This window comes from Zobellia sp. OII3, assembly GCF_002211465.1.
Classification (GTDB): domain Bacteria; phylum Bacteroidota; class Bacteroidia; order Flavobacteriales; family Flavobacteriaceae; genus Zobellia; species Zobellia galactanivorans.
Window position 1 is genome coordinate 70,925 of the sequence record NZ_MWRZ01000002.1, and the last position, 25,570, is coordinate 96,494.

The 25,570-nt window shown below is 39.8% G+C and carries 25 protein-coding genes; 23 read left to right on the forward strand and 2 right to left on the reverse strand.

Annotated features, from left to right (window positions below; all coding sequences use genetic code 11):
* Positions 1–70: 70 nt before the first annotated feature.
* Both B4Q04_RS07440 and B4Q04_RS07445 read right to left on the reverse strand, forming a co-directional pair.
* Positions 71–706 (reverse strand): response regulator, encoded by a 636-nt coding sequence (locus tag B4Q04_RS07440; RefSeq protein WP_088696441.1) that lies wholly within the window; start codon positions 704–706, stop codon positions 71–73.
* A complete protein-coding gene (locus tag B4Q04_RS07445; RefSeq protein ID WP_088696442.1) occupies positions 696–2,699 on the reverse strand; it encodes a sensor histidine kinase in 2,004 nt (667 codons plus the stop codon). Before B4Q04_RS07445 ends, B4Q04_RS07440 begins: the two co-directional genes overlap by 11 nt.
* A 253-nt stretch (positions 2,700–2,952) precedes the next feature.
* Between B4Q04_RS07445 and B4Q04_RS07450 the strand changes: the two genes are divergently transcribed.
* The 23 genes from B4Q04_RS07450 to B4Q04_RS07565 all read left to right on the forward strand — a co-directional run bounded on the left by B4Q04_RS07450 (position 2,953) and on the right by B4Q04_RS07565 (position 25,148).
* Positions 2,953–3,375, forward strand: coding sequence for a hypothetical protein (locus tag B4Q04_RS07450; RefSeq protein ID WP_088696443.1), 423 nt, complete (start codon positions 2,953–2,955; stop codon positions 3,373–3,375).
* A gap of 6 nt (positions 3,376–3,381) precedes the next feature.
* Positions 3,382–7,305, forward strand: coding sequence for a M4 family metallopeptidase (locus tag B4Q04_RS07455; RefSeq protein ID WP_088696444.1), 3,924 nt, complete (start codon positions 3,382–3,384; stop codon positions 7,303–7,305).
* On the forward strand, positions 7,302–8,003 hold the full coding sequence (locus B4Q04_RS07460) for a hypothetical protein (RefSeq protein WP_088696445.1): 702 nt from the start codon (positions 7,302–7,304) through the stop codon (positions 8,001–8,003). Before B4Q04_RS07455 ends, B4Q04_RS07460 begins: the two co-directional genes overlap by 4 nt.
* Positions 8,004–9,296 carry a PQQ-binding-like beta-propeller repeat protein gene (locus B4Q04_RS07465; RefSeq protein ID WP_088696446.1) on the forward strand — a complete coding sequence of 431 codons (1,293 nt, stop codon included), beginning with the start codon at positions 8,004–8,006 and terminating at the stop codon, positions 9,294–9,296. It begins immediately after the preceding gene.
* A 206-nt stretch (positions 9,297–9,502) separates the two neighbouring features.
* Positions 9,503–10,084 (forward strand): outer membrane beta-barrel protein, encoded by a 582-nt coding sequence (locus tag B4Q04_RS07470; RefSeq protein WP_013995238.1) that lies wholly within the window; start codon positions 9,503–9,505, stop codon positions 10,082–10,084.
* A 324-nt stretch (positions 10,085–10,408) separates the two neighbouring features.
* Complete coding sequence (locus tag B4Q04_RS07475) at positions 10,409–10,837, forward strand: hypothetical protein (protein ID WP_088696447.1); 429 nt, start codon at positions 10,409–10,411, stop codon at positions 10,835–10,837.
* 169 nt (positions 10,838–11,006) lie between these two features.
* Positions 11,007–11,495, forward strand: a complete 489-nt coding sequence (locus B4Q04_RS07480; protein ID WP_088696448.1) for a YybH family protein — start codon at positions 11,007–11,009, stop codon at positions 11,493–11,495.
* A 231-nt stretch (positions 11,496–11,726) separates the two neighbouring features.
* Entirely contained in the window at positions 11,727–12,038 is a 312-nt protein-coding gene (locus B4Q04_RS07485) for a DUF1778 domain-containing protein (protein WP_046287590.1), read from the forward strand.
* Positions 12,001–12,504, forward strand: a complete 504-nt coding sequence (locus B4Q04_RS07490; protein ID WP_013995244.1) for a GNAT family N-acetyltransferase — start codon at positions 12,001–12,003, stop codon at positions 12,502–12,504. Before B4Q04_RS07485 ends, B4Q04_RS07490 begins: the two co-directional genes overlap by 38 nt.
* A gap of 64 nt (positions 12,505–12,568) precedes the next feature.
* A complete protein-coding gene (locus tag B4Q04_RS07495; protein ID WP_088696449.1) occupies positions 12,569–13,120 on the forward strand; it encodes a hypothetical protein in 552 nt (183 codons plus the stop codon).
* Between the two features lie 221 nt (positions 13,121–13,341).
* Complete coding sequence (locus tag B4Q04_RS07500; RefSeq protein ID WP_123772344.1) at positions 13,342–14,301, forward strand: hypothetical protein; 960 nt, start codon at positions 13,342–13,344, stop codon at positions 14,299–14,301.
* Positions 14,302–14,455: 154 nt separating this feature from the next.
* Entirely contained in the window at positions 14,456–15,316 is an 861-nt protein-coding gene (locus B4Q04_RS07505) for a hypothetical protein (RefSeq protein WP_088696451.1), read from the forward strand.
* Between the two features lie 395 nt (positions 15,317–15,711).
* On the forward strand, positions 15,712–17,697 hold the full coding sequence (locus tag B4Q04_RS07510) for a helicase HerA domain-containing protein (protein ID WP_088696452.1): 1,986 nt from the start codon (positions 15,712–15,714) through the stop codon (positions 17,695–17,697).
* A 3-nt stretch (positions 17,698–17,700) separates the two neighbouring features.
* Positions 17,701–18,186, forward strand: a complete 486-nt coding sequence (locus B4Q04_RS07515; protein ID WP_088696453.1) for a hypothetical protein — start codon at positions 17,701–17,703, stop codon at positions 18,184–18,186.
* Between the two features lie 323 nt (positions 18,187–18,509).
* Positions 18,510–19,532 (forward strand): hypothetical protein, encoded by a 1,023-nt coding sequence (locus B4Q04_RS07520; RefSeq protein WP_088696454.1) that lies wholly within the window; start codon positions 18,510–18,512, stop codon positions 19,530–19,532.
* Between the two features lie 487 nt (positions 19,533–20,019).
* On the forward strand, positions 20,020–20,262 hold the full coding sequence (locus B4Q04_RS07525) for a type II toxin-antitoxin system ParD family antitoxin (protein WP_013995249.1): 243 nt from the start codon (positions 20,020–20,022) through the stop codon (positions 20,260–20,262).
* Complete coding sequence (locus B4Q04_RS07530; protein ID WP_088696455.1) at positions 20,259–20,561, forward strand: type II toxin-antitoxin system RelE/ParE family toxin; 303 nt, start codon at positions 20,259–20,261, stop codon at positions 20,559–20,561. The genes B4Q04_RS07525 and B4Q04_RS07530 overlap by 4 nt, the downstream gene beginning before the upstream one ends.
* A 620-nt stretch (positions 20,562–21,181) precedes the next feature.
* Positions 21,182–21,778: a WG repeat-containing protein gene (locus tag B4Q04_RS07535; RefSeq protein WP_161496050.1), complete on the forward strand. Its 597-nt coding sequence runs from the start codon at positions 21,182–21,184 to the stop codon at positions 21,776–21,778.
* Between the two features lie 102 nt (positions 21,779–21,880).
* Positions 21,881–22,351, forward strand: coding sequence for an OsmC family protein (locus tag B4Q04_RS07540; RefSeq protein WP_013995253.1), 471 nt, complete (start codon positions 21,881–21,883; stop codon positions 22,349–22,351).
* A 492-nt stretch (positions 22,352–22,843) separates the two neighbouring features.
* Positions 22,844–23,350, forward strand: coding sequence for a hypothetical protein (locus B4Q04_RS07550; RefSeq protein WP_236630987.1), 507 nt, complete (start codon positions 22,844–22,846; stop codon positions 23,348–23,350).
* Positions 23,351–23,413: 63 nt separating this feature from the next.
* Positions 23,414–24,247 (forward strand): DKNYY domain-containing protein, encoded by an 834-nt coding sequence (locus tag B4Q04_RS07555; protein ID WP_088696458.1) that lies wholly within the window; start codon positions 23,414–23,416, stop codon positions 24,245–24,247.
* A 199-nt stretch (positions 24,248–24,446) separates the two neighbouring features.
* Positions 24,447–24,776, forward strand: a complete 330-nt coding sequence (locus tag B4Q04_RS07560) for a hypothetical protein (RefSeq protein WP_013995258.1) — start codon at positions 24,447–24,449, stop codon at positions 24,774–24,776.
* An 18-nt stretch (positions 24,777–24,794) separates the two neighbouring features.
* Entirely contained in the window at positions 24,795–25,148 is a 354-nt protein-coding gene (locus B4Q04_RS07565) for a TerB family tellurite resistance protein (protein WP_013995259.1), read from the forward strand.
* The last annotated feature ends 422 nt before the right edge of the window (positions 25,149–25,570 follow it).

The window sequence follows — 25,570 nt, forward strand, 5'->3', positions numbered from 1 at the left end:
TTTGTATATCCTATTTCCATTCTTTTAAGAACATTCTTCTGCTTTGTTAAAAAAGGATTTTTATTTGCCTTTATATCAATTGTTTCTCTACTGCCACTTTGATCAGGGAGGCCGCGTTGGAAACTTCCAATTTCTGCATAAGGTTTCGCCGGTGTGTCTCTACGGTAAGGGGACTGATAAACAGTTCTTCGGCAATGTTGTTGGTGGTTTTTCCATCGGCGATCAAGGTGAGGATATGCTTTTCCCTTCGGGTCAACTTGGGCAAATCGTTGTGTTCTTGGGTGACCGAATCGGCAAGTATTTTTTGCACCTCGCTCCCGAAATAAAAATGGCCTTGGTGCACTTGCGAAATGGCATTGACCAACTCGTCGGCCGTGGCGTTCTTGAGCAGGTATCCCTTGACCCCATTTTTGATCATTTGGTTGATAATGCTCGGCTCGCTGTAGGTGCTCAGCCCGATAATACCAATATTCGCCCTAATATTGAGAATTTTGGTCACCATTTCCACCCCATTGATATCGGGCAGGTTTACATCTAACAAAATAACATCCGCGGTATCCTTTTCCAAGTAGGAAAGCGTATCGGTGCCGTTCATAAAATGGGTCTTGACGGTCACCCGGTTGTCGTCGCTCAATAAGGTTTTAAGACCTTCGATCACCATGGGGTGATCATCTACTATTAAAATTTGTATAGGTTTATGCTGCATCTACGGTAATTTGTACATTAACGGTGGTACCCTCGTTTTCTTCGGAGTGGAACTCCAGATCGCCCTTGAGGTAGGCGACCCTGGTCCTAAGGTTAGAGATGCCCATACCACCTTCCTTTTCTTCAAAATCTTTTTTGTTTAAGCCTATGCCGTTATCTTCAACCGTAATGTCGACCCTATTGCCATCCCTCATATATTGTACCAGTACTTCCGTAGCCTTGGCGTGTTTAACGGCATTATTGATCAATTCTTGAATAACGCGGTACATGGTCACCTGTTGATTGAGATCGATTCCTTTTTCGGTACCGTAAAACTGCAGGGTAACCTTGGTGCCATTCCCGGTCATGCTACTGCAATAGTCCTTTAAGGCTGCCTGAAGACCGAACTTGACCAAGGTTTCCGGCATCATGTTTCGCGCAATGGAACGCAATTCGGTCAGGGCGTCATTCAGGTCCTTCGTTACCTTTTGCAATTGGGCCTTGGGATATTCCTTGGGTTCGTCTTTGTTGAGTTTTGAGAGGTTAAGGCTAATGCCCGACAACCTTCCGCCTAAACCATCGTGCAAATCTATGGCAAGGCGTTTGCGTTCTTTTTCTTGGCCTTCTATCATGGCCGAAAATACTTCGTTTTCTTGCTTTTGCTTTAAAAGTGCTACTTCCTTCTCTTGCTCGCGTTCCTTTTTTCTTGCCCTTCTGAGCTTGTCGTTGTACGCATAGAAACCGACAAAGAGCAATAAAGCCAATAAACTGGCAATGGCTCCCAGTAGGTAGGTTTGTGACCTCTTGACCTGAAGTGCAAGGGCGGCCTCGCTCCTTTCATTTTTTAGGGCAAGTATTTCTTTCTCCTTGGTTGCGGTTTTGTACTGTATCTCCAACTGTTGCATATCATTGCCCAATTGCCTCGCCCGAATGCTGTCAACCGCGATTACATAATCCCTTAGGTAATGGTATGCATCCTTGTAATTATCAAGTGCGGCCTCATATTTGGCAAGGATAAAATAAGAATTTACTTTGTCGGAGGGGGAGTGTTCGCTATCACTAAAGTTGATGTACTTTAAAGTATAGGCTATCGCTTTTTCAAAATCGCCCATTTTGGCATAAATCGTGGCATACCTTTGGTACAGTAGTTTTAAGTAGTGATACGATTTTTTGCCTTGATAAAACGCATAGGATGTATCCAAGGCTTCCAAGGCCTTGTCATACTCCTCTACCTTTCCGTAATAGAGTCCTAATTCCGCATAATAAGGCCCTCGATAGAACGAGTTGGGAATCTTGTCCAGATTTATTTTTGCGATGTCCAGAACAGATTTCATTTGATCTAAAGAATCCATACTCGCCAAACATGACGAAAAAGAGATGCTATGGTATAACATATCTTCGGGCGAGCCTATTTCTTGAAACTGTTTTTGGCTAATCTTGAACATTTCGTAAGACTCGTCCAACATCGCTAGACTATTGTATTTTACGGCCAGGTTGGTATTGCCGTTCGCCACGAACATTTTATCGCCCATTTTTTGTGCTATGGGTATGGTTTTCGCCGCCATTTCAATTTCTTTGGCGACATTGCCTTCGTAGCCGTAGGCCACCCCTAAATTGTAATAGCCCCGCAACCAAATTTTCATATTGGCCGCAGAAGAATCCTTGGCCACGAGCTTATCGGCCAAACGGTTTCCGACCTCAAAATACTTTTTGGCATTTTCAACGTCAAAATAATCGAGATAACCACCAGCCAAGTTAATGTGGGCATCGGCCATTCCCCTTAAATAATTGATTTTTTTGCTTAGGCCGATGGCCTTAAACCCGTTTTCAAAGCACTTTAAGGAATCTACGCCGCCATAGCTTCGCGCCAGTTCGCTAAGGACAAGTACACGGGTGGTATCGTGCTCCGCCATTTTAAGTGCATTTTCAAGGCTATCGATTCGCGTTTCACGCCCCGTTTGAGACCTCCCGAAAAACGATAGAAGAAGAATGAAAACAAATACAGTTGAACGCATTTAGTCCGATGGGTTTTTATTTATCAATAGCCAAGATACCATATCTATACCGCACAATAAACACCCCATAATCAATATACCGGAAAACCAGTAGAAAAAAATACAACGAAGGCGGTATTTCATGGGCGGCATTTTCAAAATACCTTGCCATCAACAAATCCGTATTCGCCCAAACTATCGGGTCAAACGCCTAAAAACCAATGGTCACGGTGTCTCGCGCAGGTACCTTTAAAGAACGAATATATAATAACTAATGAAACGGACGCTAGTATTTTCGATTTTACTTTTCTTGGCCCTACTGGGATGTAAATCTCCGCGCTACTCTTTTGACGAGCTGCCCGATGTGCAATTGGTCTTCGGAAAGGGGGGCGGAATGGCAGGAATGGTAGACACTTATATCCTTCTTCAAAACGGACAATTGTTCCATCACAATTCCGTAACCGAAACGACCAAAGAACTACAAGCGCTCTCAAAAAAAGAGGCCAGCGCCTTTTTTATGGGAATCGAGGAACTCGGTCTTTCGGAAATCGATTTCTACCACCCGGGCAATAGCTATTATTTTTTGGAGGAAGTCAAGGAAAATCAAAGACACAGGATCGTATGGGGAGCCAAAGATCACAAACTTTCCAAAGACTGCTTGGAATTTTATAAAGAGTTGAAAAGCCACATTAAATAATCGACCATGAAAAATAGACCTTATCTGCTCACCTTTGTTCTAGTCGTATTGGCGGCCTCTTCATTAAGGGCACAAGATACCTTTGATGATAAAAGACACGACAAGGGAACTACGGCCAAGACCGGGAGTATAAAAAAGTTCAACGCCTTAAAACTTGCGGCCAAAAAGAAGGGGCAAAGCCTACCGGGGCGCACCAATTTTCAGATGCCTTCGGTCTTTCAAATCACTTCCGGGGATGCGGTTTATGAGCACGAGGTTATTGGAAGGTCGGAAGATGGTATCCCCTTGTTTATTAAAAGCAAGGCGGGAAAGGAAGTAGCGAGCTTGACCGCAAAACAGTCATCGGAACAAGTGATCAAGGATTATTTGGCCGGAGTGAAACACCTTATCCAAGTTAAGGATCCCGATGCCGAATTTGTAGAAATATCGAAGCATACCGATGCCTTGGGCCAGAAGCACATTAAAATGCAGCAGGTGTTCAAAGGGATAAAGGTGTACGGGGGCGAACTGATCCTGCATTTAGACCAAGGCAACAAGGTCGATGCCATGAACGGCAGAAACAAGCCTACCCCAAGTATAGAGCGTACGCAACCCAAACTAAGTGTACAAGACGCCTTGCAACGGGTGGAAAAGGATTTGGGCGTTTCCTTCCCTACCAAGACCGGAAAGACAAATTCCGTTTTTTCAAATTCCGATTATGAGGAGGAACTTTTGATCTATCCCTTTGAAGGGAAGAACGTTTTGGCCAGGCATTTGACCGTACATCCGAATATAAAGGACAGGTGGGAGTATTTTATCGATGCGCAGAACGGGCGTATCCTCAATAAAATATACCATACCTGTACGCTCTACCATGAGTATGGGAAGGAAGGCCATGAGCGGGTCCGTTTGGCACCGCCGCCTTCGAATACTTCGGGAACGGACTTAAACGGGGTGACCCGGCAGCTGGATACCTATAGCATTGACGGTAAAAATTATATGATCAACACCTCAAAATCGATGTTCAATTCAGGGCAATCTAAAATACCCGATAATCCCGTAGGGGCCATCATGACATGGGATTTAAAAAACAAGGCCCCGGAGGAGGACGCCACTTTTTATTACGTAACCTCTACCACCAGTACCTGGAACGACCCTGTGGCAGTTTCGGCACAGTACAATGCCGAAGTATCGTACGACTATTTTGAAAAAAACTTTGACAGAAGTTCGATCAATGGCCAAGGAGGCACCATCATATCGATTGTTAACGTGGCTGCTGACGATGGCGGGGGCTACGACAATGCCTTTTGGAACGGAAAGGCCATTTTTTACGGAAACGGGAAGGCCGCTTTTTCGCCCTTGGCCGGCGCCTTGGATGTAGGGGGACACGAAATGTCGCACGGTGTGATCGAGGCTACGGCCAATTTGGAGTATTCCTATCAATCGGGCGCGATCAACGAATCGTTTGCCGATATTTTCGGAACCATGATCGATCGCGACGATTGGCTACTGGGGGAGGATATTGTAAACCGGGAGTATTTTAATTCGGGGGCCATGCGCAATTTGCAAGACCCGAACAACGGAGCAAGTCAGGGGCAAAGGGGATGGCAGCCCAAAGACATGACGGAGTACTATTCCGGAGAGGAGGATAACGGCGGGGTACATATGAACAGTGGAATCGTAAACCGGGCCTACTATTTGATTGCCACCGATATAGGGAAAGATAAGGCGGAGCAGATCTATTACCGCGCCCTGTCCACTTACCTGACCGCATCTTCGCAATTCATCGATCTTCGGATCGCCGTCGTTCAATCTGCCCTTGATCTTCATGGCGAAAACTCGGCCGAAGTAGCGGCCATTGAAACGGCCTTTGATACCGTGGGGATTACCGCGGGCACCTCTACCGATACCGATAACGACATTCCCTTAGCGGAAGGGGACGAGTTTATCTTAAGTTTGGATATTAGGGACACCGACCCCAATACCATCTATGCTTCCGATACGGAAGCTACGATCTATTATCCGTTGACCACGACCGGGGTCCATAGAAAACCCAGTGTATCCGACGATGGAAGCTTTGCCATCTTCGTCACCGAAGAGAACAAGGTAAACGCCATATCGCTCGACGTAAACGCCCCTGAAGAATCGGTTATTTCCGAAGACCCCGTATGGGCGGCGGTCTCACTTTCCAAAGACGGTACCAAACTGGCATCGGTCATAAACGACGAGTCCAATATTATTTATGTATCCGACTTGGTCACCGGTGAGTTCAAGGAGTTTGAACTGTACAACCCTACTTCCGCCGATGGCGTCACCACGGGAGAGGTGCTATATCCCGATGCCTTGGAATGGGATTATTCGGGGCAGTACCTGATCTACGATGCCCTAAACCGACTGAACAATGCCGATGGTACCAATATCGAATATTGGGATGTTGGGGCCTTGCAGGTGTGGGACAACCAAACCAATACTTTTGGCGACGGCAGTATTCAAAAAATATTTACGAACCTGCCCGAGGGGGTCAGTATCGGTAACCCTTCCTTTTCTAAAACATCGGGCAATATCCTCGCCTTTGATTACTTCAACGAACTCGAAGGGGAATACAGTATCATCACCGTCAATATTGAAACAGGTGATGTAAAAAAGGTTTACGACAACAACAAGTTGGGCTTCCCCAATTTTTCAAAAACCGATGACAAGATCATTTTTGATACCTACAACGGTTCCGACCAGGACATCATGGCCATTGGCCTGGCCGCCGACAAAATGACCCCGACGGGCAGTGCGGAGGAATTGATTCCGAACGGCAAGTGGGGCATCTGGTATACGGTCGGATCCCGAAGTACCTTGAGCAGTGAAAAGGAAATCACCGATTTCAGGTTCAATGTTACTTCCCCGCCCACGGTAGGAAGCATTGACGGCAATGAGATTGTTATGGCCTTGCCCGCGAACATTAACCCGGGCAATCTAGTGGCCACCTTCGCCACATCGGCCAGGGCCACGGTTTCCGTATCGGGCCTGCCCCAGCAGAGCGGGGTGAGTTTTAACGACTTTACCGAGCCCGTGGTGTATACGGTAACGGCAGAGGATGGGTCGACCAAAGACTTTACGGTGCGTTTAATGGCCAACGACCCCAACGATACCGATAACGACGGCGTACCCAATGCCGACGACCTATGTCCCAATACCCCCTTAGGGGCTACGGTAGACGTTACGGGTTGTGAGATTTTCTCCCTGCCGAGTACCAATTTTACCGTATCGGCCAAAGGGGAATCGTGTATGGACAGCCATAACGGTAGTATTGATATTTCTGCAAATAGTAACCATAGCTATACAGTTACACTAGCCGGAAACGGGGTGAGTGAAACCCAAAGTTTTACAAGCTCCGTTTCTTTTTCAAATTTAAAAAGTGGTTCGTATTCGGTATGCATTACCGTAGCAGGCCAGGCGGACTATGAACGTTGTTTTGAGGTGAACGTATCCGAACCCGAAGCCCTTTCGGTAAGCTCAAAAGTTAATTTATCCGCAAGGTCGGTAAGCCTGAACCTATCGGGAGCTGAGGAATACATCATTTCACTCGACAACGAAACGGTGGTTACCCAAGAAGCGCAGATTACCTTGCCCCTTCGAAGCTCTACCGCAAAATTGTCCGTTAAAACCAATAAGAACTGCCAAGGGACCTATAGCGAAGACCTGGTCCTGCACGAAGAGGTGATCGTGTATCCCAACCCTGTAGAAAGCGGAGCGATTTCCGTGGTATTGGGTAAAACCTATAGGTACACCATTCCCGTTCAATTAAATTCCTTCGACGGACGCATCATCTTTCAAAAGGCCATAGCGCCCCAGACGAATACCATCACCTTGGATGCGGAAAGCCTAACGGCCGGTGTCTACGTATTGTCGGTTCAAATCAACGAAGAAACAAAAACCTATAAAATCATCAAACAATGAGAACGACCCAATTCGCAATGTCGCTGTTGTTGCTGCTAACCTTAACGGCGTGTCCGGGCAGTAAAGACGACGGTGTAGATCCAGACTCCCTAGGGGATCCCGGAAGTGTTTCCCTGATATTTCCCGAAAACAATTCGGAGTGTACGGAAGGCGCCGTTGTCGACGAACTGCAGAGTGCGGTTACCTTTCAATGGGAAGCCTCGGAAAGCGCCGATTATTACGTGGTGAACCTGAAAAACCTTATCGATGGAAGTACGCGGTTGACCGAGGCCGGCAATAACGAATCGACCATTACCCTTGCGAGCAATACGCCCTATGAATGGTTTGTGGTCAGCAAAAGCAACGCCTCCGATATGGCCCTTAAAAGTGCCACATGGAAATTTTACAATGCCGGTGCCGGGGTGGTAAACTACGCCCCGTTTCCTGCCGAGGCCCAGTATCCCGAAAGGGGAGGAAGCATTCCCGCTACCACCAAGGTAAGCCTTCAATGGCAGGCTTCGGACGTTGACGACGATATTGTGGACTTTGAGGTGTTTTTTGGCACGGAAACCACGCCGTCGGTACTTCTCGGTACTACCGGGCAGACTACGATGGAGACCGATGTGGTTTCGGGACAGACCTATTATTGGCAGGTAAAGACGAAGGATAGCGAGGGAAACACATCGCAGTCGGAGGTTTTTAATTTTAAAGTAGGATAAATGAAAAATACATTTTTGTCAAGAACGGTCTTTTGGGGTATCGTGCTTGTTTTTGTGGCAAGCTGTACCAAGGATGACGGGGTGGAACTCAATGAAAAGGGGGAAGTGATCCATCCGGAAAAAGGTGGGCAGATCGTATCGGGCGATCCGGAGATGAACAATTTTCTTATAGCGGCAAATGATGAAAACCTTTATACCGTTGACGCCCAAACCGGTGAAGAAACCGAACTTTATTCTTTCCCCTACCAAACCAAATACGTCTCGGTTCCACACTATGGAGCGGGTATGCTTTACGTGACGGCGAACGACAATTCCATTAATGCCATTGACGTGGGCGATAAAAATTTTATGTGGGAACAATTTATGTTGGAGTATCATTACAGCAGTTATGAGGTTACTTCGCCCATCTGCGTCGACGGCACCTGTTATGCCTCGGGCACCTCGGGAGTGGTAGTGGCCGTAGACCAAACAACAGGTAATATCAAATGGTATTATACCACTGAACTTTTTGGTGAACTTGACAATATATTGCACAGCAACAGTACTCAAATATTGCATGAAGATAAGGTATACGTGTTTTCAGAAGAAAGTTTTTTGAGCGATTTACCTCCTTACATGCACATACTTGATAAGGAAACCGGCAACTTGATCCAAAAGATCAAATTGCCCTATGAATTGACAGGCACACCCTTGGTCGATGACGGTATACTGTATATGCCGGCCAAAAACCTATATGCCATAGACCTGAATACCCTTGACACTTTATGGAAGTTTGAGGCCAATGGTGTCGGCACACCATTTATATCGGGGGATAAGTTGGTCGTAAATGGCATACCTGCGGGACAAGGTATCACTTCCGCCCTTTATTGCATAGATTTAAATACCACGTCGGTAATATGGCAAAAAGATACGGGGGCCGATACACTGTGGAATCCTATAATAGAGGAAAACGTTGTGTTCGGAAATTACGACAAAGGCTCCAGTTTTGCTGGGGCCACCAATGCCAAACCCTTTGCTTTGGACCTGCAAAATGGCGAGGAGTTATGGAACAACGAAGATGTAAGTGTAGATTTTAGCCCGGTTTACGCAAACGGTATTTTGTTTACCCATGGACACGATATCCTACGTAACAAAAACGACGAGGACAGTGTGGGTTTGTTGGCCATGGATGCCAATACGGGCGAGACCTTATGGCTCAACCCCTTATTTAGGTTTGGCTCCCATATCGTGCCTTTGGTCGTAGCCGATAACGGGGTTTTCGGCCCTTCTTATTATCGCGGAAAGCAAAATTGATTTTTTAAGTTGATGTATTGTTAGGGGTCCGGCTTTATTGAAGTCGGACTTTTTTGTAGGGCCCCACCCGGTTTCTACTGGAAATCAGGTAGAAAAAAATACAATAAAGGCGGTATTTCAAAAAATATGGCCTTCCTATACCTTGCCATCATAAATTAATCGGGGTTTTCGAGAACACGGACACCCGCAAACTTTAAAATGAAAATATGAAAAATTCAGTAAAAGTATTAGTCGTCTTATTCATGGCGTTGGCAGGTGTTTCATCACAGGCCCAAATTTTTGGGATAGAGGCCGGGCTAGGCTTGAGCAGTGCCGTTTCGCCCGATACCTATGTGAACGATTTGTATGGTCGGACTTTGGGCGTCAAATTGGGAGGTACCATTGAATTTGATGTTACCGATGACCTCTATTTGGGCTCCGGGTTGATGTTTGCCAAAAAGGGGGCATCCACTACGGAAGACAATCTGAACATGTACTACCTTCAATTGCCGTTAAGCGCCCGATACAACATTTTTGAAATAGGAGGTTCCGGTGCCTTCTACGCCGCCTCTGGCTTTTACCTAGCTACGGCACTATCGGCCAAACAAGGGAACACTACCTACAAGATCGGAACGGATGTAAAGGGATTTGATTTTGGTTTGAACGTTGGATTGGGGGTTCTTTTCAACGATCAAATTCAATTGGGCCTATCGTACGAAGGCGGGTTTTTAGATTTTTCGGGTAATGAAAAAAACGTTTTGAAAAATACAGCCCTATTGGTGACTTTCGGGTACAAATTTGGTATGTAGCTTATTCGAAAATAACCTGATCTTTCTAACATAGGTTTGTTTGTGTCAAAAAGGCGCTGTAGCAATACAGGGCCTTTTTTTATTTTCTATGATCACATTTATTTTTAGCCTACACGACGCCGACTCACATTCTGCGGACTACGATATTTTTTATATTTTTCCTATGGAATAGGAACTTGTATTTATAAACGGTTTAGTGTTAATTTAAAGAATGGAAAAATAGGGCATTCCATTTCGAATAACCATAATCTTTTGCCCGACATAGAATTAGAAAAACGCCCACAACAGCACTACCTGTAACGCCACAAAAAAAGATAGATTTAAATGCCCAGTCGTAAAACATTACAGAGCGTTTCACATAATTTTGGACGTTCATTTACCAGCTTGGTCAATTATGTGGAAACCGACTATTTTCTCGATCTTTTGTTGAAAAAAATGCGCCAAACCGGACACGACCGTCTTGACGTTGATATTTTAAAAAACGAGGCCACACCAAAAGAATTGATTACCACTGAAATTGAAGCTGCCATACGAAGCTGGAACAACTGGTTTCCCGACTTGGTCAAGCATAGCGGCTCGTCAATGGACTTTGTCAAATCCGCAAAAATGACCCTAAGCTTTGATTTGAACGCCAGCCGGCCTTATCCGAAGGATACCCGGTTTTCAGAAACTCCCTTTGCCTGTACCGTAACAATCAGGGACGACAGGGGAAGGGAATACCAACATGGGCATAAGGATTTTGTGCTTTGCTGAACCTAGAATGCTGTATCCCGACTAACAACACAAACCATTGTACCCTCTAAGCGGAACAATAAAACACCTACAAGTCCCTTGGGTTAGTGTTTTATTTGTTATATCGCTAATTATCAGTAATTTAATAACGACAATCCTATTCTGTTATTTACAATTAAAACAAACCGGTATGAAAAGTCTAAAATTACTATCCGCGCTATTGATCCTAATTGCATGTATAATCATTGGATGCCAAAGTGACAAAAAGCCCCTACCTCTTGCAAAAACATCCGACGCTGAGCTAACGGCGCTAATAACTAAACAGGTAGACAGCCTTTACGCTGTCTATGAACGGTTCGATTACGATTGGATAGAATTTTATGCGGACAATTACGTAGCTATTTACCCAGATGGCCCTATTCAGAATTTGACAAAAGATTCTTTAATAACAAATTGGGAACGGATCTACGAAAAATACGATGTACAGCTCGTCCATCGAGGAAGGCCCACAATTATACCCTCGGAAGATATGGCCATATCCTACAACACCTTTAATGAGATTTTCATTAATAAGGAAAGTTCGGATACCCTTAAAAATACGGGAACCTACATTGTCAATTGGAAAAGACAGGCAGATGATTCTTGGAAGATAGTATTTGAAACCTTGCAAAATCATTAAAACAACACCCTATACAGCCCCTCTTCTCCCTCACAAAAAACCACATTATTTTTAAAGGATTACGCTTTTCTGTAAGAACAGAATTATAAGAATTTTTATATTCGTATGAGCTTAAGTAGCTTAAACTATTGTTTTTATACCCGAATTATATGTGGAATTGTACACATATGCAGTTGTTGGCAACAAACATAAATAATTTTTTTGTACGGTAATATTCCGTACATTTGTCTCATGAGTACAAAAGTTGCAAGATTCGATACCCGATGGACTGAGGAACAAAAGAGTTTGTTCGAACGTGCATCAAAATTAGGTGGTTTTCGCTCCCTTTCTGAGTTTGTGTTTTTTGCAGTACAACAGCGTGCTGAGGAGATTATTGAAAAACATGAGCAAATTATCTCTACAAAAAGAGATCAAGAAATATTTGCAAATGCCCTAATGAATCCTCCTGCTCCTAATTCCAAACTTAAGAAAGCTGCTAAAAGATATCTTGACATAATTGAACCAGATGGGTTACAAAACAGGGCCTCTACAGTCAAATCATGATAGAGGTAATTTTGACTGTGGCTATGATTTATTAGATAATTATCTAAAAAAGCAAGCTAGTCAAGATATAAAAAGAAACCTATCGATATGTTTTGTTTTATCAGACGAATCAGATATCGTAAAAGGTTATTATACACTTTCAAATGCATCAATTAAGCGAAATTTACTTCCAGAGGCCGTAACAAAGCGACTCCCTAAAAGCTACAATGAATTACCTGTTACTCTGCTCGGCAGACTTGCAATAGATACCACGATAAAAGGAAACGGATTCGGAGAATTGATGTTAATTGATGCACTAAAGCGAGCATTTGATGTCTCTCAGGATATCATTGGTTCAATTGCAGTAATTGTGGATCCCATTGACGATAAAGCTAAAAGGTTCTATTTAAAATATGGCTTTATTGATCTACCTGATTGTGGTAAAATGTTCCTTCCTATGAAAACAATAGGACAGTTATTTAAATAAAAAGCCAATTGCCAACAAAAGTACCCCTTACACAAACTAAGCTTTTATAAGTTATTTACGTTTTATGGAGATAATGGACATTAACGATATAACCAGAAAGGTCAACCTGTTTTTTAAAAAAAGGTTCAAAACAAAATTCCTGCTTTTGGTTTCGGGGCCATTATTGGCAAGTCTTGTATTTTTAACCGATTATTTTATCCTCCCAGAAAGGCAAATAACCGATGTTCTCGCTTACGGTGAGAATGTAAGGATACCCCAAAGTGCCGGGGGAACATCGGTGAGGACCAGTAAAAGCTTGGGGTATAAATACATTACCGCGACCAACCTCAAATTCTCCACGCTCGGAACGCCCATAAGGTCATCTGAGGTAACATTGACGGTAACTCCACTTCTTAAGACGGTAAAAACAGTGGATACCTCAAAAAAGACGGTACCCTTGGCTTCGGGTTTTAACGGATTGAATCAGGTGTTGTTGGTTTTATGTAACAGCGTGATCCTTATTTCAATTTTATATGTTTTTCTAAGCAAAACGATTACCGAAAATGCCAGGCTTAACTTAGTTTTTTGCAATATGTTCTTGTTGGCCATATGGACGTATGCCCTGCTTTTATACTGATCGTATAAAGTACAGTTTAGCCCCTTTGAAGGGGGGGGCGAAGGGTAGGGGATGTTCAACAACACCAGCTACAGCCCCTCTTCTCCCGAATACAAAACCACTTTATTTTAATAGGATTACGCTTTTCTGTAAGAACAAAATTGTAAGATTTTTTATATTTCCACCTAGTTTAGAAACTTGTATATATTTATGTGTTACAGCACATTAAAAGAAAAGAAATAGTGGCAGATATTGAAAAAATAATAAAAGCAATAGACGAATTTCTTGAAAGGCAACATCAACAAATTACAACGCCCGTCGAAATCAATCCTTTTCTTGAAGCAAAAGGACTATTAAATGACTCCGCATCAAGACCTGGACTGCCAATTAGAAAAATCCTTAGAAAAGGACAAATAAAACACGCTTTTCAAATAGGTGTAAATTGGCAAATTCCACATTCAGGTAAGACTTTAAGAACTTTAAAACCAATTCCTAATACAAATTCAGAAAAAGAAAAGATACCAGAAAAAACGATTTCTGCTAGCAGGCATAAATTAGCCCCAATTGGAGACTTAATTGTAAAATTAATTGAGCAAAAATATAATAAGAAACCATCCTGTTTTTATGAATATAAACCAGACTGGCTGTTATCAAATCCATCAGAACAAATAATAGAGAACTGTTCGGAATTAAGCGAATTATATGGAGAACTAACAGAAAACAAATTTTCATTAAAAGAAAAATTTGCAGAATTAACAATCAAAAAACTGAAACAAAAACAATCCTTCGATATTTGGATTGGAGAGCCATTTAATTTCGCCGTTGAATTTGATGAAAAACAACATTTCAATCAGTTTAGAAAAATCACTTTCGACTTTTACGATAAAATCGACATCAAATTTCCAATACGGTTTTACAAAGAACTTAATAACGAAATTGAAATCAAACCTGGAAAATCTGGATTTACAAAACTAAAAAGCAATGACCCACTATTTCCTGAAATGCTTGAAGGAGAAAAACAAGATAATAGAATTAGACAAAGGGCATTCAGAGATTTTTTGAAAGATTTACTCCCAATCGAAAATGGTTTTAATCCGACTTTACGAATTCCGTACCAGGTGACAAACAAGACTATCAGGGACTTCACGGAAACAGAATTGAAAAATGTGGAAAATTATATTAAGGACAACGAATTGATATAAAAACGTGCTGTAACACGGGTTCATAAATCATGGCGGGTTTAGTAGTAAAATGAACTTTAATATTTCAAATAAAAATTCAAGTAAATTGAAAATTAGTTATTCAAAAACCGCCTCGCTTCATAGCCCCAACCGTTGTGCGTCATTAACCACTTAAATGAGATATAAAACATATATATTAATATTACTAACAATCGGATTGACGAATGATTGCTTCTCACAAGTTGAAAACGTTATATCTGAAATTGAAGACTCTTTTGATTATTACAAATCATCATTCAAAAAGATAAAAAGCGGGTTAGAATACATAAACCAATGCTATGAAGTAGAAGGAGTTAGTAATATTCAAAGTTATGCAAGTTACGCTGAGAGTGAAATTTCCTCTGCTAAAAGATATGCTGGTTATGCCGAAGATGAGGCTGATGATGCGGAGAGTGAAGCTTCTGACATAGAATGTTCAGATGCGGAAAGTAGTGCTGGAGATGCAGAAGACCATTTTTATGATGCTTCTAGGAAATTAGGAAATGCAATTAGTGAACTTTCCAGTGCATCTTATGAAGATGATACTGATTATCTATCTGATTATTTATCTAATGCAAAAGATTATATAAATCAAGCAATAAGAGATTTAAACTATGGAGTAGACGAACTGAATAGCTCTATAGAAGAATTGAAAGACTGCTCTGTAAATGTTAGAAATTACTCATCAAACCAAGTCAGTTGTGAGGAATTATTTGAATTCATTACCGAAAAAGGATATAAGAAATCAACGATATCGAGTTACACTCTGGATTCTTCTTGGTTACATAAAGTAACGGCCTATACTTATGACTACAAAACATATGTTGTAGCTGAAATAAAGGAAAACGAGTATTCTTATCGAACAAAATCATACATATTCTGTGATATACCATCATCAAATTGGTCAAACTTTAAATATGGAGGATATGGAGAGAGTGATTCGTATGGAGAAAGATTCCACCAAAATATTTTTAAATATAAATGTAATTGTAACTAAAAATAACGAACGCACAACAAAGGTAACCCTTGCACAGGCCCAAAACATTCAAAACAACACCTTGTAAATTCCCCACTTCGACAGGCTGCAAATCCCCCTTTGAAGGGGGTGCCCGAAGGGCGGGGGATGTTTAAGAACACCAGCTACAACCCCTCTTCTCCCGAACACAAAACCACTTTATTTTTAAAGGATTACGCTTTTCTGTAAGAACGAAATTGTAAGAATTTTTATATTCGTGTGGGTTTAAGTAGCGGAATCTGTTGCTTTTAAGCCCGAATTATATGTGTAATTGTACATATATGCAGTTGTTGTGCTTCATTCTGAAAAACCAACTAGACTACTAAAGAGAAACTTAAAAAGAACAATTCACTCGTGAACCGAAAGACAATAAAGCTATGGACAAGATAAAGTTCTATTTGACAAATAGATTCATTCTATTATTAGTGACCATAGTATTGTTCTGTGGATTGCATTATTTACTAACAGACTCAATACTACCTGATACTTCGACAAAAAATGTTTGGTTCTATTCAGGGCTTTTTATGTTGTTCTTCTCAATCCTTTTTATTGAACCGTATTATTCATCACCTAAAAACGTAATTACTAATTCAATACCTCTTCTGCTAGTTTATTTGTCAATTCGATCATCATTCAAGAATGACGCACTTTGGTATGTGACAATTGCTTTAATTAGCGTTCTAATTATCTTTTCAATTGTTGCAATTGCCCTTGCGTCAGAAAATGAAAGCCCAGTTTCTTTAAGAAATAAATTATCAAATAGAATTAAGAATATCGCAGTATTTATCGGTCGGGGAAAAGTTATTTACTCTTTTGTTTTCATCTCTATACTTGTTCTATACAAATCCGAAATAATAGCAGAAGTAAGTGACAGCTATCTTTTTACAATGATTACTCTTTGGGGACTGGTGTTAATTATCGACCCAAAGTCACTTCATAATACGTTCATTAGAGAAACAACAACTCTTCAATCAAATGCAATCGGAGAAATATTTGGGGTTCAATCGAAGAAAATATTTCTTACCAAGCTTTTTGAAGATAGAAGTAAAAGTATTAAACGATTTGACATCGTAACCTTCAAGTATTCAATGCAAGACTCCGATACATATGCAATTGCGGGCATAGTATTCGATACATATTTGTTAAATCAAGAGAAGTGGATAAAAATTCTTCAATTAGGTACAACACAAAACGATTTGTCAAGATTAAAACGCAATATAGTTTATAAAACCGTAAAACCTGATGAGATTCAGTATTTGTCCGATTCTTTGAGAATATCAGATTTTGTTGGTGTTGTAATTGAAAAATCATCTATTGGAACTATCAAATTCGAATACTCGAAGCAAACTGACGATATTCAAGAAGGAGATTTATTGGAGTTAAAAGTAGGTAACCGTAGATTATTTTATCAGGTAGTAAGTGGCACTACAGAACTAGAAAAGTTGGAAAGTAAAAATGAATCAGGTTTTATTGAAGGAGAGGCGATTCAGCTAGGAGAATGGCAAAATGATGTTCTTTCCTTTCAAAAATTTGGGTGGGTTCCATCAATAAACACTCCTATTTTCAAGGCAGACACTAGTAATATCGAAGTTGACCAGTATCAATATCCTGACTTTGAATTGGGTACAATTCCAGGCACAACTCTTCCATCAGTAATCAACTTACATGAAGCTATAAGTCATCACACGGCATTAATTGGAGTAACAGGGTCAGGAAAGTCATTCCTCGCAAGAGAAATAATTGACCAACTCAAAACAGATACTAAAGTCATTTGCATTGACTTTACGGGAGAATGGAAAAAGAAACTACAATTAACTAAACTTAACAGTGGTAATTTAGATGCTTTTCTAGCAGCTCAAGATGATTCTATCGGACTAGTTGAACTCCCAACTGTTAGTAATACAGTTGGTGTTATTCAATCTACTGAAAACTTTATCAGTTTAATATTCTCTAAAGCCAAAGAAGCCTATGAGGCAAATACTCCAATGAGAATTTGTCTCGTGCTTGAAGAAGCTCATACAATAGTTCCAGAAGGCAACTTTATGGGTGTTAATGATTGGGAAAGTAAAGCAGTAGTAAACAAAATGGGACAGGTAGCATTGCAAGGTCGTAAATATGGTGTTGGTTTATTGGTTATCGCTCAAAGAACCGCGAATGTATCAAAAACAGTTCTTACACAATGCAATACCATTGTATGTTACCAAGCTTTTGATGAGACTAGTTTTAACTTTTTAGGAAACTATATAGGAAGGGATTTGGTTCAAGCTTTGCCAAATTTAAAACGATATCATGCAATTGTAACAGGTAAAGCAATTCGTTCGAATTTACCGATGATTGTAAATCTAGAAAGAGAAGTTGAATAAAAAATGCACGAAAACACAACAATATATATAGTGCATGCCCTGCGGGATACGCACCATACACTAGACGTTGTGCAACATATGGACATGAGAAAATTTTTGATTATTTCACTTATATTATTATTCTCCGGTTGCAAAGAACAATCGATAAAAAGCTATGAAGATTATAATGAGGAGGACTTTGTTGAAGTGCAAGGACTTATAATTAAAGTTGATAAGGAATTTGCCTATCGGAACAGAAAAGTGGACGTAACATACATCTACAATTTAGAACAGGATAAACCTACTGTTGGCCATGAAAAAAATTCTCCATTTATTCCTATGGTTGGAGAACCTAAAGTAATTATGGTACATAAATATGAGGACAATGTTTCCTTTTTAGGTGTAAATACTTATGTAGAAGATGAAAACGATTTAGTAAAAAAATACTTGGAAAAGAGCGACCGATTTGGAGTTGAATATTACGGAGTTGACCAAAACGCATTGGATTAATAATACAGCGGGAAGTAAGAAAAAAATAAAAATGTTTGCGAACACCGACCCCCCTTGAACAAACCCCAAATTCCCCAAACAACACCCTCCAAATCCCCCTTTGAAGGGGGTGCCCGAAGGGCGGGGGATGTTTAACACCCCCTTTACAGCCCCTCTTTTCCCGAACAAAAAACCACTTTATTTTTAAAGGATTACGCTTTTCTGTAAGACCGGAATTGTAAGAATTTTTATATTTTCGGGGAGCTTAAGAAACTTGTATATATTTACGTGTTAGGGGTAATTCCATAAGACCTACCACAACTGACAAATTAATGAAATAATTTATGGCAAGAATATATTATCGCGAGGAAAAATTAAGTGGACAAGCTTTTGAAAATAGTATAATTAATTTACAATTATTCGACTTCATTTTTAGTAATACCAACACCAATAAATTTGAAATTGAACCTATTTCGAGTAATTCTTTTTTTGGTTTAAAAAAGTCAAAAAAAAACACTTATAAAACAGTAAAAATTTCACGAGACGGAAGGAATTACAATTCGGCTGAAGGAAGTTTTTTTTTACCACAAGCAATAATTTTTTATGACAATGACGATTACAGTTTCCCCTCTAAATTTTATTTTATTGCAAAATTGGTAGACAAGATAGAAATTCGAAAATGCAATGGAGGAAAAAATGTAAAATGGTTTCAAATTCCTGACTTACATCAGGAAGTCACTGACCCTAAAATTATTTCGAAAATAGAAAACACCATTTTAGAAGTTAAAAAACTTGTTGAAACAACACATAACAAGCAAATTGGCATTGATAAAGAAAAAAAGGAACAAGAAGAATTAAGAAAAATAGAAAAAATTTGTCCAGACTTGAATGAAGCTCAAAAAAATGGTTACAAAGTGCTAACGGAAATATGTATCAACTTGAATTCTAAAAAGAAAGATGTCTTTGGGTTTATTGAAAATCTTAAAAATTATGACAAAGACAGCGAGTATTTTTCAACATTAAATTATGTAATGGACTTTTTGGACGATAACAGGATTCCCTTCATTTTAAGATTGGACTGGAAAGCTGGTATTGAAGATTTGGAATGGTTACTAAAATCATCCTTAAAAGACAATTTCAACTTAACCATAGAGCTGCCTAACAAAAGTGATTATAAGGAAAACGCGTCGATTGCTAACGACAATGTTTTTGAAGATTTTGATAAGCCTCTAAGAGAACAAGGATTACAAATGGGTTTTATCGATACACAATCAGACGAATATATCATTGTATTGCACAAAATTTCAGAAAAAGAGAAAGTTAAAAAAGCAACAAATGAAATTGGATATAACTATTATGAAAAATAAGAACTACCGCTAATAACTAAGCATTCATGTGGTCGGTACGACCCAGCATGAACACCGTGTTGACTGAACCGGTTCTGTGTCGGTCAGCCTTCTATGGGTATTGGTCTATTTTGGGATGGGTTATTTGAGGTCTGCACTTGAACCCGTATATTGATTTGGAGGTCTTGTTTTCTCCCGAGTATGCCTATCACTTCTTAGATGCTGTTGAATTTCCTGTTTTCGGGGGTATTTTGGCCGCTTTTGCTTGGTTTCGGACATAGGGTTCCCTATCCCGTCCAAGGGGCGTTTATTTTCTTACTGTGCTTTAGTGTATTTTTTAAGTTTTGCGATCCAGTGTGCCGCTGGTCCCCGTGCGGAAAACGTATGCAGGGTCACCAGTTCTCCCTTTTTACAGGATGGGCAGATTCGGTGTTGCAGGGGGCTGCCGTTGTGTGCAATTTGCCTAAATTACCAAGATTTGGTACATTTGAGTAAAACGTTAGTCAAAATGGGAAAAAACACCTCAATATCACTCGGAAATCATTTTGAAGATTTTATCAGAGAAGAAGTAAATTCGGGTAGGTACAGTTCGGTTAGCGAAGTAATTCGTTCAGCGCTACGTTTGCTAGAACATGAAGAAAAAAAGGAAAGAGAACTGATTAAAGCCCTCGAAGTTGGAGAAAATAGCGGATTTGTGGAAGATTTTGACCCAAAACAAAACCTAACTGAATTACATCGCAAACACTCATGAGTAAAAACAAATATCGAATCAGTAAACAAGCGATTAATGATTTAAATGATATTTGGGTCTATACTTTTAATAAATGGTCTAAAGAACAAGCGGATAGATATTACGACTTAATAATAGGGGAAATTGAATTTATTGCGGACAACTATCAAATTGGCAAATCCGCTGAACAAACTCGAAAAAACTATCGAGTAACGAAAATCAAATCGCATCTTATTTTTTACAGAAAAGCCGAAAATGAAATTGTTGAAGTCCTTAGAATTCTACATCAGCGAATGCAAATAAAAAAACGACTGAAATAAAAAGCTGTACACAGGGGTCTGTAAATTAGAAGTGTCTAAAAAAGAAAGATATAGGATTGCCGGGGTTATAGGGTGGATAGCATCAATAACTATATCCCATTGTTGGCAATTAGTAACTCTAAAAAAAAAAGCAACAACTAAATTAAATGAATTTCAAGCAATGTGGATGTCGTATCCAGATCAATCAACAGTGTTAGAAAATACCTTCAGTAAAAGTAATAGCCCTTAAACAAGTGAAGCTGCTCGATATTGGTTTCACACTTATTTTTATAACACTTGTTGTGTTAGCTTATGTTACGCCTTAAATCATACGATTTCCCATAGAATTTCACTAAGTGAGGTTCGGGCAGCTGGGTTGTCTATTAGAGATGATGTAACAGGCAATAATGGTAAATATCGGTCTCCTATAAAAAAAATGGGAAGGCACAAGTAATCCAGGTAGGGATGACTTCGCTAAAGAAATTGAAAACGAACAAGGAACAATCATATTTCAAGAATAGATATCTGGCTTAAATGCTCATGTTGACCTATGGGAAAAAGGAGAGGTAAAAACTTATAATTTATTGAATACAGCTCACTCAATGGAATTTTGGGAGGTATTAAAATAAAAAATGCAGAAGATGAAAAAAATCTTTCAATTAATAGCACTTTTCTTAATTACAAGCTGTAATTCGCAGTCGAAGGAAATTATACCATTTAAAACCGATAAAGGTTGGGGGTATAAACAAGGTGGGGAAATTATAATTCAACCTAAATTTGGAATAGCTAGTGAATTTACTGACTGTGGTATTGCAGCCGTTGGAGATAGTGTAAATAGAAATTATTTTATTGACAAAACTGGAAAAAAATTAAATATACCTGTTTTAAAAATGGGAAATTTTATTGATGATTTTCATGAAGGTTTCGCCAGATTTAAGAAAAATGAAAAACTAGGATTTATAAACCAATGCGGAAAAATAGTTGTCGAGGCTAAATTTGAAAGTGTTACTCCCTTCAAAAATAAAATCGCTATTGTACGAAGGGGATTTGAAGTCATTGAAAACGGTCCCTATAAAACACAAAAAGGAGGCAAATACGGAGCAATTGATAAAACGGGAAATTTGATTATACCTTATGAATTTGATTTTATTTCTGAGTTTTCTGATAACAATACTGCGAATGCAAAAGTTGGCAACAAAGATGTCATCATCAATTCAAAGGGTAAGATAATAAAGTGACATTTGCTGATAATTTGTATAATGCATATGCCCCCTACGGGAAGCGTACGCACCATACAAGAAGCGTAAGCCATTTTAAATCAAAATATTAAAGTGAGAATAATGAAAAAACATTATTACGAAATCAAAGTTGAATGGACAGGAAACGAGGGAAACGGAACTCTGAATTATAAATCTTTCAATAGAAACCATAAAATCATGGCTGACGGAAAATATGATGGTATTAAGGGTTCATCTGATCCATCATTTTTGGGAGATAAGACGAGATATAATCCTGAAGACCTTTTTCTATCTTCATTGTCAGCTTGTCATATGCTTTGGTATTTACATTTATGTTCGGTACATAAAATTGTAGTGACCGAATATTTAGATAACGCAACAGGACTTATGGAGGAAACTAAAAATGGAAGCGGAAAATTTACGGAGGTTACTCTAAATCCTAAAGTGAAAATCACGGATTTGAATATGATTGACAAAGCAAATGAATTACACGGACAAGCAAATAAAATGTGTTTTATCGCTAATTCTTGTAACTTTAAAATCAGACATAACCCGAATACCACTGCGGAATAAAACGGCTTACAACAAGGGTAAGCGTTGCACAACTCGACATGGAGTCCAACATCCTTATTTTTTAAAATAAATAATGCCATAATCCTATTGCCATTTTTACTTTTTGGTCTAAACGACAAGGATGAAATTTATGCGGTGATTAGTTCCAAGACCTTATCCTTCAGCAGCTTTGAGTTTAGAGTATTGGGGTTATTGCAGAAAGCTTGGATACCATTAAAAATACAGGAAGCTATATTGCCAATTGGAAAAGACAGGCAGATGATTCTTGGAAAATAGTGTTGGAAACCTTGCAAAACCATTAAAAACCACCATAGCAAAAACAGCGGCATATGGCCCTCTTTGTTTTTTTGTACCCTTCAAAAAACGAAAGGCCGCTTTCTACAAAAATTAGGTCCTTCGTTGGCCACAATAGGGGCAAAATCTATTTTTACTATAACTTGTAGGGAAATTTAGTGCCGAAAAGGCATTCCAACACCTATCGATTTAAAAGCCATGACCTCAAGAATTGAAAAGATAAAAATACCTTGTGGGAACAAAGAAGTAAGCGCCCATAGATTGACGGTAAGCTCTGAAATTCAAATCGACCTTGAATCCGCTTGGGAAAAAGTAAAAAAAAGCGCCACGCTTGAATTTATAGCGAAGGGGAAAATAGAGTTTACACCAACGGGCGGGAAATTTCCGGAGACCTGGAAAGAGGGAATGACGGTGACCACAAAAATGAGGGTATACGGCTTTATACCTTTTGGGGGACTCCATACCCTGCATTTTTCCAAAATAGATGACAATAATTATATCTTGGAAACCGTTGAAAAAGACAGTTTCGCAAAAGTTTGGAACCATAAAATTTCCATGAGGTCCATAGGGGATAGGGCTATTTCCTATGAAGATGAAATTGTTATTTACGGCGGAATCTTAACCAGGTTTATCTCTAATTGGGCCCGTTCGTTTTACCGGCACAGACAAAGGCGGTGGAAGTTGTTGGCAGGGCATAAGATGTAGCTCGATAGCGAAAAATGGATATCAAAACGTAAAACAACAGTATAAGCCTAACAATAATTAAGCATGGACGATTTAGTAATCTTGGATTTATTTTGGGATAGACAACTGGTCAAAGATAAATCTGGCAGGGAATTCGAAATTTTTCGGGGGAAGGATTATGACACCGATTGGGTACATTTAGGACACGGTTATTCAAAGAACAGCGAGTGGATTTACTTCTATGGCGACACCTGTTTTGAGAAAGAACTTAAGAACATCGATATTGCCAGCTTTAGCCTAATTGAAGCAAATGAAGCCGAAAACACCATTTATTTTAAAGATAAAAAGGCCGTATACCTAAAAAGTTATATGTGCGGTTTCGCCACCTTGCCGAATGCAGACCCAAACGATTTTCAAATCGTAGATATCGATAACGGCTATTCCACTTCGGGGGAATCCGATTATTGGTACGAAGACAAATTGCCTTATGCGCTTTCCGAGATGATTCCGATCAATGGCTGCTATCAAAGGGTAAAAGACACCATATTCTTTGGCCATACCCGAAAAGTGGCTTGTGATGTCGATACTTTTGAGCAAGTCCACCCAAAAGTCCAAACCCTTTTTAAGGACAAAGACCATCTGTATTTTAAAAATGAAATAGTAGAAGGGGCCAATCCGGACACTTTTGAATTCTTGGAAGAATGCATAGGGGAGGATGCCCCATATTATTTGGAATGTGATATTCATTATTATGCCAAGGATGACAAGTATGCCTATTTTGTTAACGCACCCTTCGGCATCAAGGTAATAAAGACCAAGGATCTGAAAAACTTTAGGTTTGAAGTGATAGATGAAATTGGATATGGAAGGGACTCGAATTATAGATATGAAAAAGGAAGAAGAAAAAAGATAAAATAACTCCCGCCAAGAAGGCTTGCTAAGGAAAGCCGTATATGAAATTCTCTATGGCAGCATTGGGATAATCCCCTCAAAATTGCAATTGTCTTCCAAGCTGAAACCTACACTCTCTGTCTTCTAACCGCTATTGGTGTAAAATTGGAAGCACTTTCAAAGAATTTACTATCTTACCGGAATAAACAAAAACCATTAAGCATTTATGCAAGAGAAAATAGCGGTCTTTACATTGGCCGAAAAACTGGCCATGGTACACGTTGTAAATTCCCTTATCTTGGCAGACGGACAGGTGCATAATGGGGAAATCAACGCCGTTTCCCAACTGATGCGGCAAATCGATTTTGATAGTAATTTTATCATGCAGGCCCGGAATATTGAAAGTGAACAGGCCCTTTCCATTTTGAGGCAAATGCCCCAGGAAAAAAAGAAAAACCTAGAATCGATTTTAGAGATGACGGCTATTTCCGACGGTTTTAAGCATACTAAGGAAAGTAGCTTAATGGCCTATATCTTTGAATCTATGAACAAGTGAAGTTGATATAAGACCCTTATGAAAACTAAGAATTTAGAAAAAGCACAATTTGAAGCCGTTGAAAAGAAAGCGATCTATGTTATGGCCCATGAGGTGGTAATGGCCGATGGGACCGTACATCCGGGCGAGCTTGAAGCTATGAGACAACTTCAAGAAGATATCGATATGGACAATGATTTGATCAATGAGGCCAAAAACACAACGGTTGACGAAGCATTGGTGTCCCTTCATAATATGACCTTCCCTAAAAAGAAGGTATTGGCACAGATTCTTGAAAATATGGCGATTTCCGATAAGCACTTACACGAAAAGGAAATGCAGCTGATCATCCAAACCTTTAAGAATATCGGTATTGGCGAAGAGACCGAGTAATCGGCAAACCCTAGTGGTTGATAAGGTCGGCTAGTATACGCGCCATAGGCTTTCAAAAAAACCTTTAGCTCTATGGGGGAGGATCTTGCTATTCTTTCTATTATCATATCTACAACGGCGAACGAACTGCACGTAACGACTACACATGCACTTTTTTAACCCGATTTTCGTTTTGCCACAAAGCGGTATAAGCTTCTTTTGGGTAGTGAAATCAATATTTTAACATCGTTCAAATTATGGTTTTCTTATAAATACATAAGGATATTTAAGAAAATTACAAATCCGATTTGGGGGGTTGGGACTTGAAAGAGATATATCTGTTAAGGGATGTACCCTCTGGTTCAAAATTTATGGAAATTTTCTAAGACGTTCAGGCGCATTGTCTTTCTTTTTTAAGACAAGCTTGCGTTGTATGGATGCTG

What these genes read in the sequence shown, in the direction of transcription:
- B4Q04_RS07440 (WP_088696441.1), bottom strand. Translation starts at nt 706, where the DNA reads ATGCAGCATAAACCTATACAAATTTTAATAGTAGATGATCACCCCATG.
- B4Q04_RS07445 (WP_088696442.1), bottom strand. Translation starts at nt 2,699, where the DNA reads ATGCGTTCAACTGTATTTGTTTTCATTCTTCTTCTATCGTTTTTCGGG.
- B4Q04_RS07450 (WP_088696443.1), top strand. Translation starts at nt 2,953, where the DNA reads ATGAAACGGACGCTAGTATTTTCGATTTTACTTTTCTTGGCCCTACTG.
- B4Q04_RS07455 (WP_088696444.1), top strand. Translation starts at nt 3,382, where the DNA reads ATGAAAAATAGACCTTATCTGCTCACCTTTGTTCTAGTCGTATTGGCG.
- B4Q04_RS07460 (WP_088696445.1), top strand. Translation starts at nt 7,302, where the DNA reads ATGAGAACGACCCAATTCGCAATGTCGCTGTTGTTGCTGCTAACCTTA.
- B4Q04_RS07465 (WP_088696446.1), top strand. Translation starts at nt 8,004, where the DNA reads ATGAAAAATACATTTTTGTCAAGAACGGTCTTTTGGGGTATCGTGCTT.
- B4Q04_RS07470 (WP_013995238.1), top strand. Translation starts at nt 9,503, where the DNA reads ATGAAAAATTCAGTAAAAGTATTAGTCGTCTTATTCATGGCGTTGGCA.
- B4Q04_RS07475 (WP_088696447.1), top strand. Translation starts at nt 10,409, where the DNA reads ATGCCCAGTCGTAAAACATTACAGAGCGTTTCACATAATTTTGGACGT.
- B4Q04_RS07480 (WP_088696448.1), top strand. Translation starts at nt 11,007, where the DNA reads ATGAAAAGTCTAAAATTACTATCCGCGCTATTGATCCTAATTGCATGT.
- B4Q04_RS07485 (WP_046287590.1), top strand. Translation starts at nt 11,727, where the DNA reads ATGAGTACAAAAGTTGCAAGATTCGATACCCGATGGACTGAGGAACAA.
- B4Q04_RS07490 (WP_013995244.1), top strand. Translation starts at nt 12,001, where the DNA reads ATGGGTTACAAAACAGGGCCTCTACAGTCAAATCATGATAGAGGTAAT.
- B4Q04_RS07495 (WP_088696449.1), top strand. Translation starts at nt 12,569, where the DNA reads ATGGAGATAATGGACATTAACGATATAACCAGAAAGGTCAACCTGTTT.
- B4Q04_RS07505 (WP_088696451.1), top strand. Translation starts at nt 14,456, where the DNA reads ATGAGATATAAAACATATATATTAATATTACTAACAATCGGATTGACG.
- B4Q04_RS07510 (WP_088696452.1), top strand. Translation starts at nt 15,712, where the DNA reads ATGGACAAGATAAAGTTCTATTTGACAAATAGATTCATTCTATTATTA.
- B4Q04_RS07515 (WP_088696453.1), top strand. Translation starts at nt 17,701, where the DNA reads ATGCACGAAAACACAACAATATATATAGTGCATGCCCTGCGGGATACG.
- B4Q04_RS07520 (WP_088696454.1), top strand. Translation starts at nt 18,510, where the DNA reads ATGGCAAGAATATATTATCGCGAGGAAAAATTAAGTGGACAAGCTTTT.
- B4Q04_RS07525 (WP_013995249.1), top strand. Translation starts at nt 20,020, where the DNA reads ATGGGAAAAAACACCTCAATATCACTCGGAAATCATTTTGAAGATTTT.
- B4Q04_RS07530 (WP_088696455.1), top strand. Translation starts at nt 20,259, where the DNA reads ATGAGTAAAAACAAATATCGAATCAGTAAACAAGCGATTAATGATTTA.
- B4Q04_RS07535 (WP_161496050.1), top strand. Translation starts at nt 21,182, where the DNA reads ATGAAAAAAATCTTTCAATTAATAGCACTTTTCTTAATTACAAGCTGT.
- B4Q04_RS07540 (WP_013995253.1), top strand. Translation starts at nt 21,881, where the DNA reads ATGAAAAAACATTATTACGAAATCAAAGTTGAATGGACAGGAAACGAG.
- B4Q04_RS07550 (WP_236630987.1), top strand. Translation starts at nt 22,844, where the DNA reads ATGACCTCAAGAATTGAAAAGATAAAAATACCTTGTGGGAACAAAGAA.
- B4Q04_RS07555 (WP_088696458.1), top strand. Translation starts at nt 23,414, where the DNA reads ATGGACGATTTAGTAATCTTGGATTTATTTTGGGATAGACAACTGGTC.
- B4Q04_RS07560 (WP_013995258.1), top strand. Translation starts at nt 24,447, where the DNA reads ATGCAAGAGAAAATAGCGGTCTTTACATTGGCCGAAAAACTGGCCATG.
- B4Q04_RS07565 (WP_013995259.1), top strand. Translation starts at nt 24,795, where the DNA reads ATGAAAACTAAGAATTTAGAAAAAGCACAATTTGAAGCCGTTGAAAAG.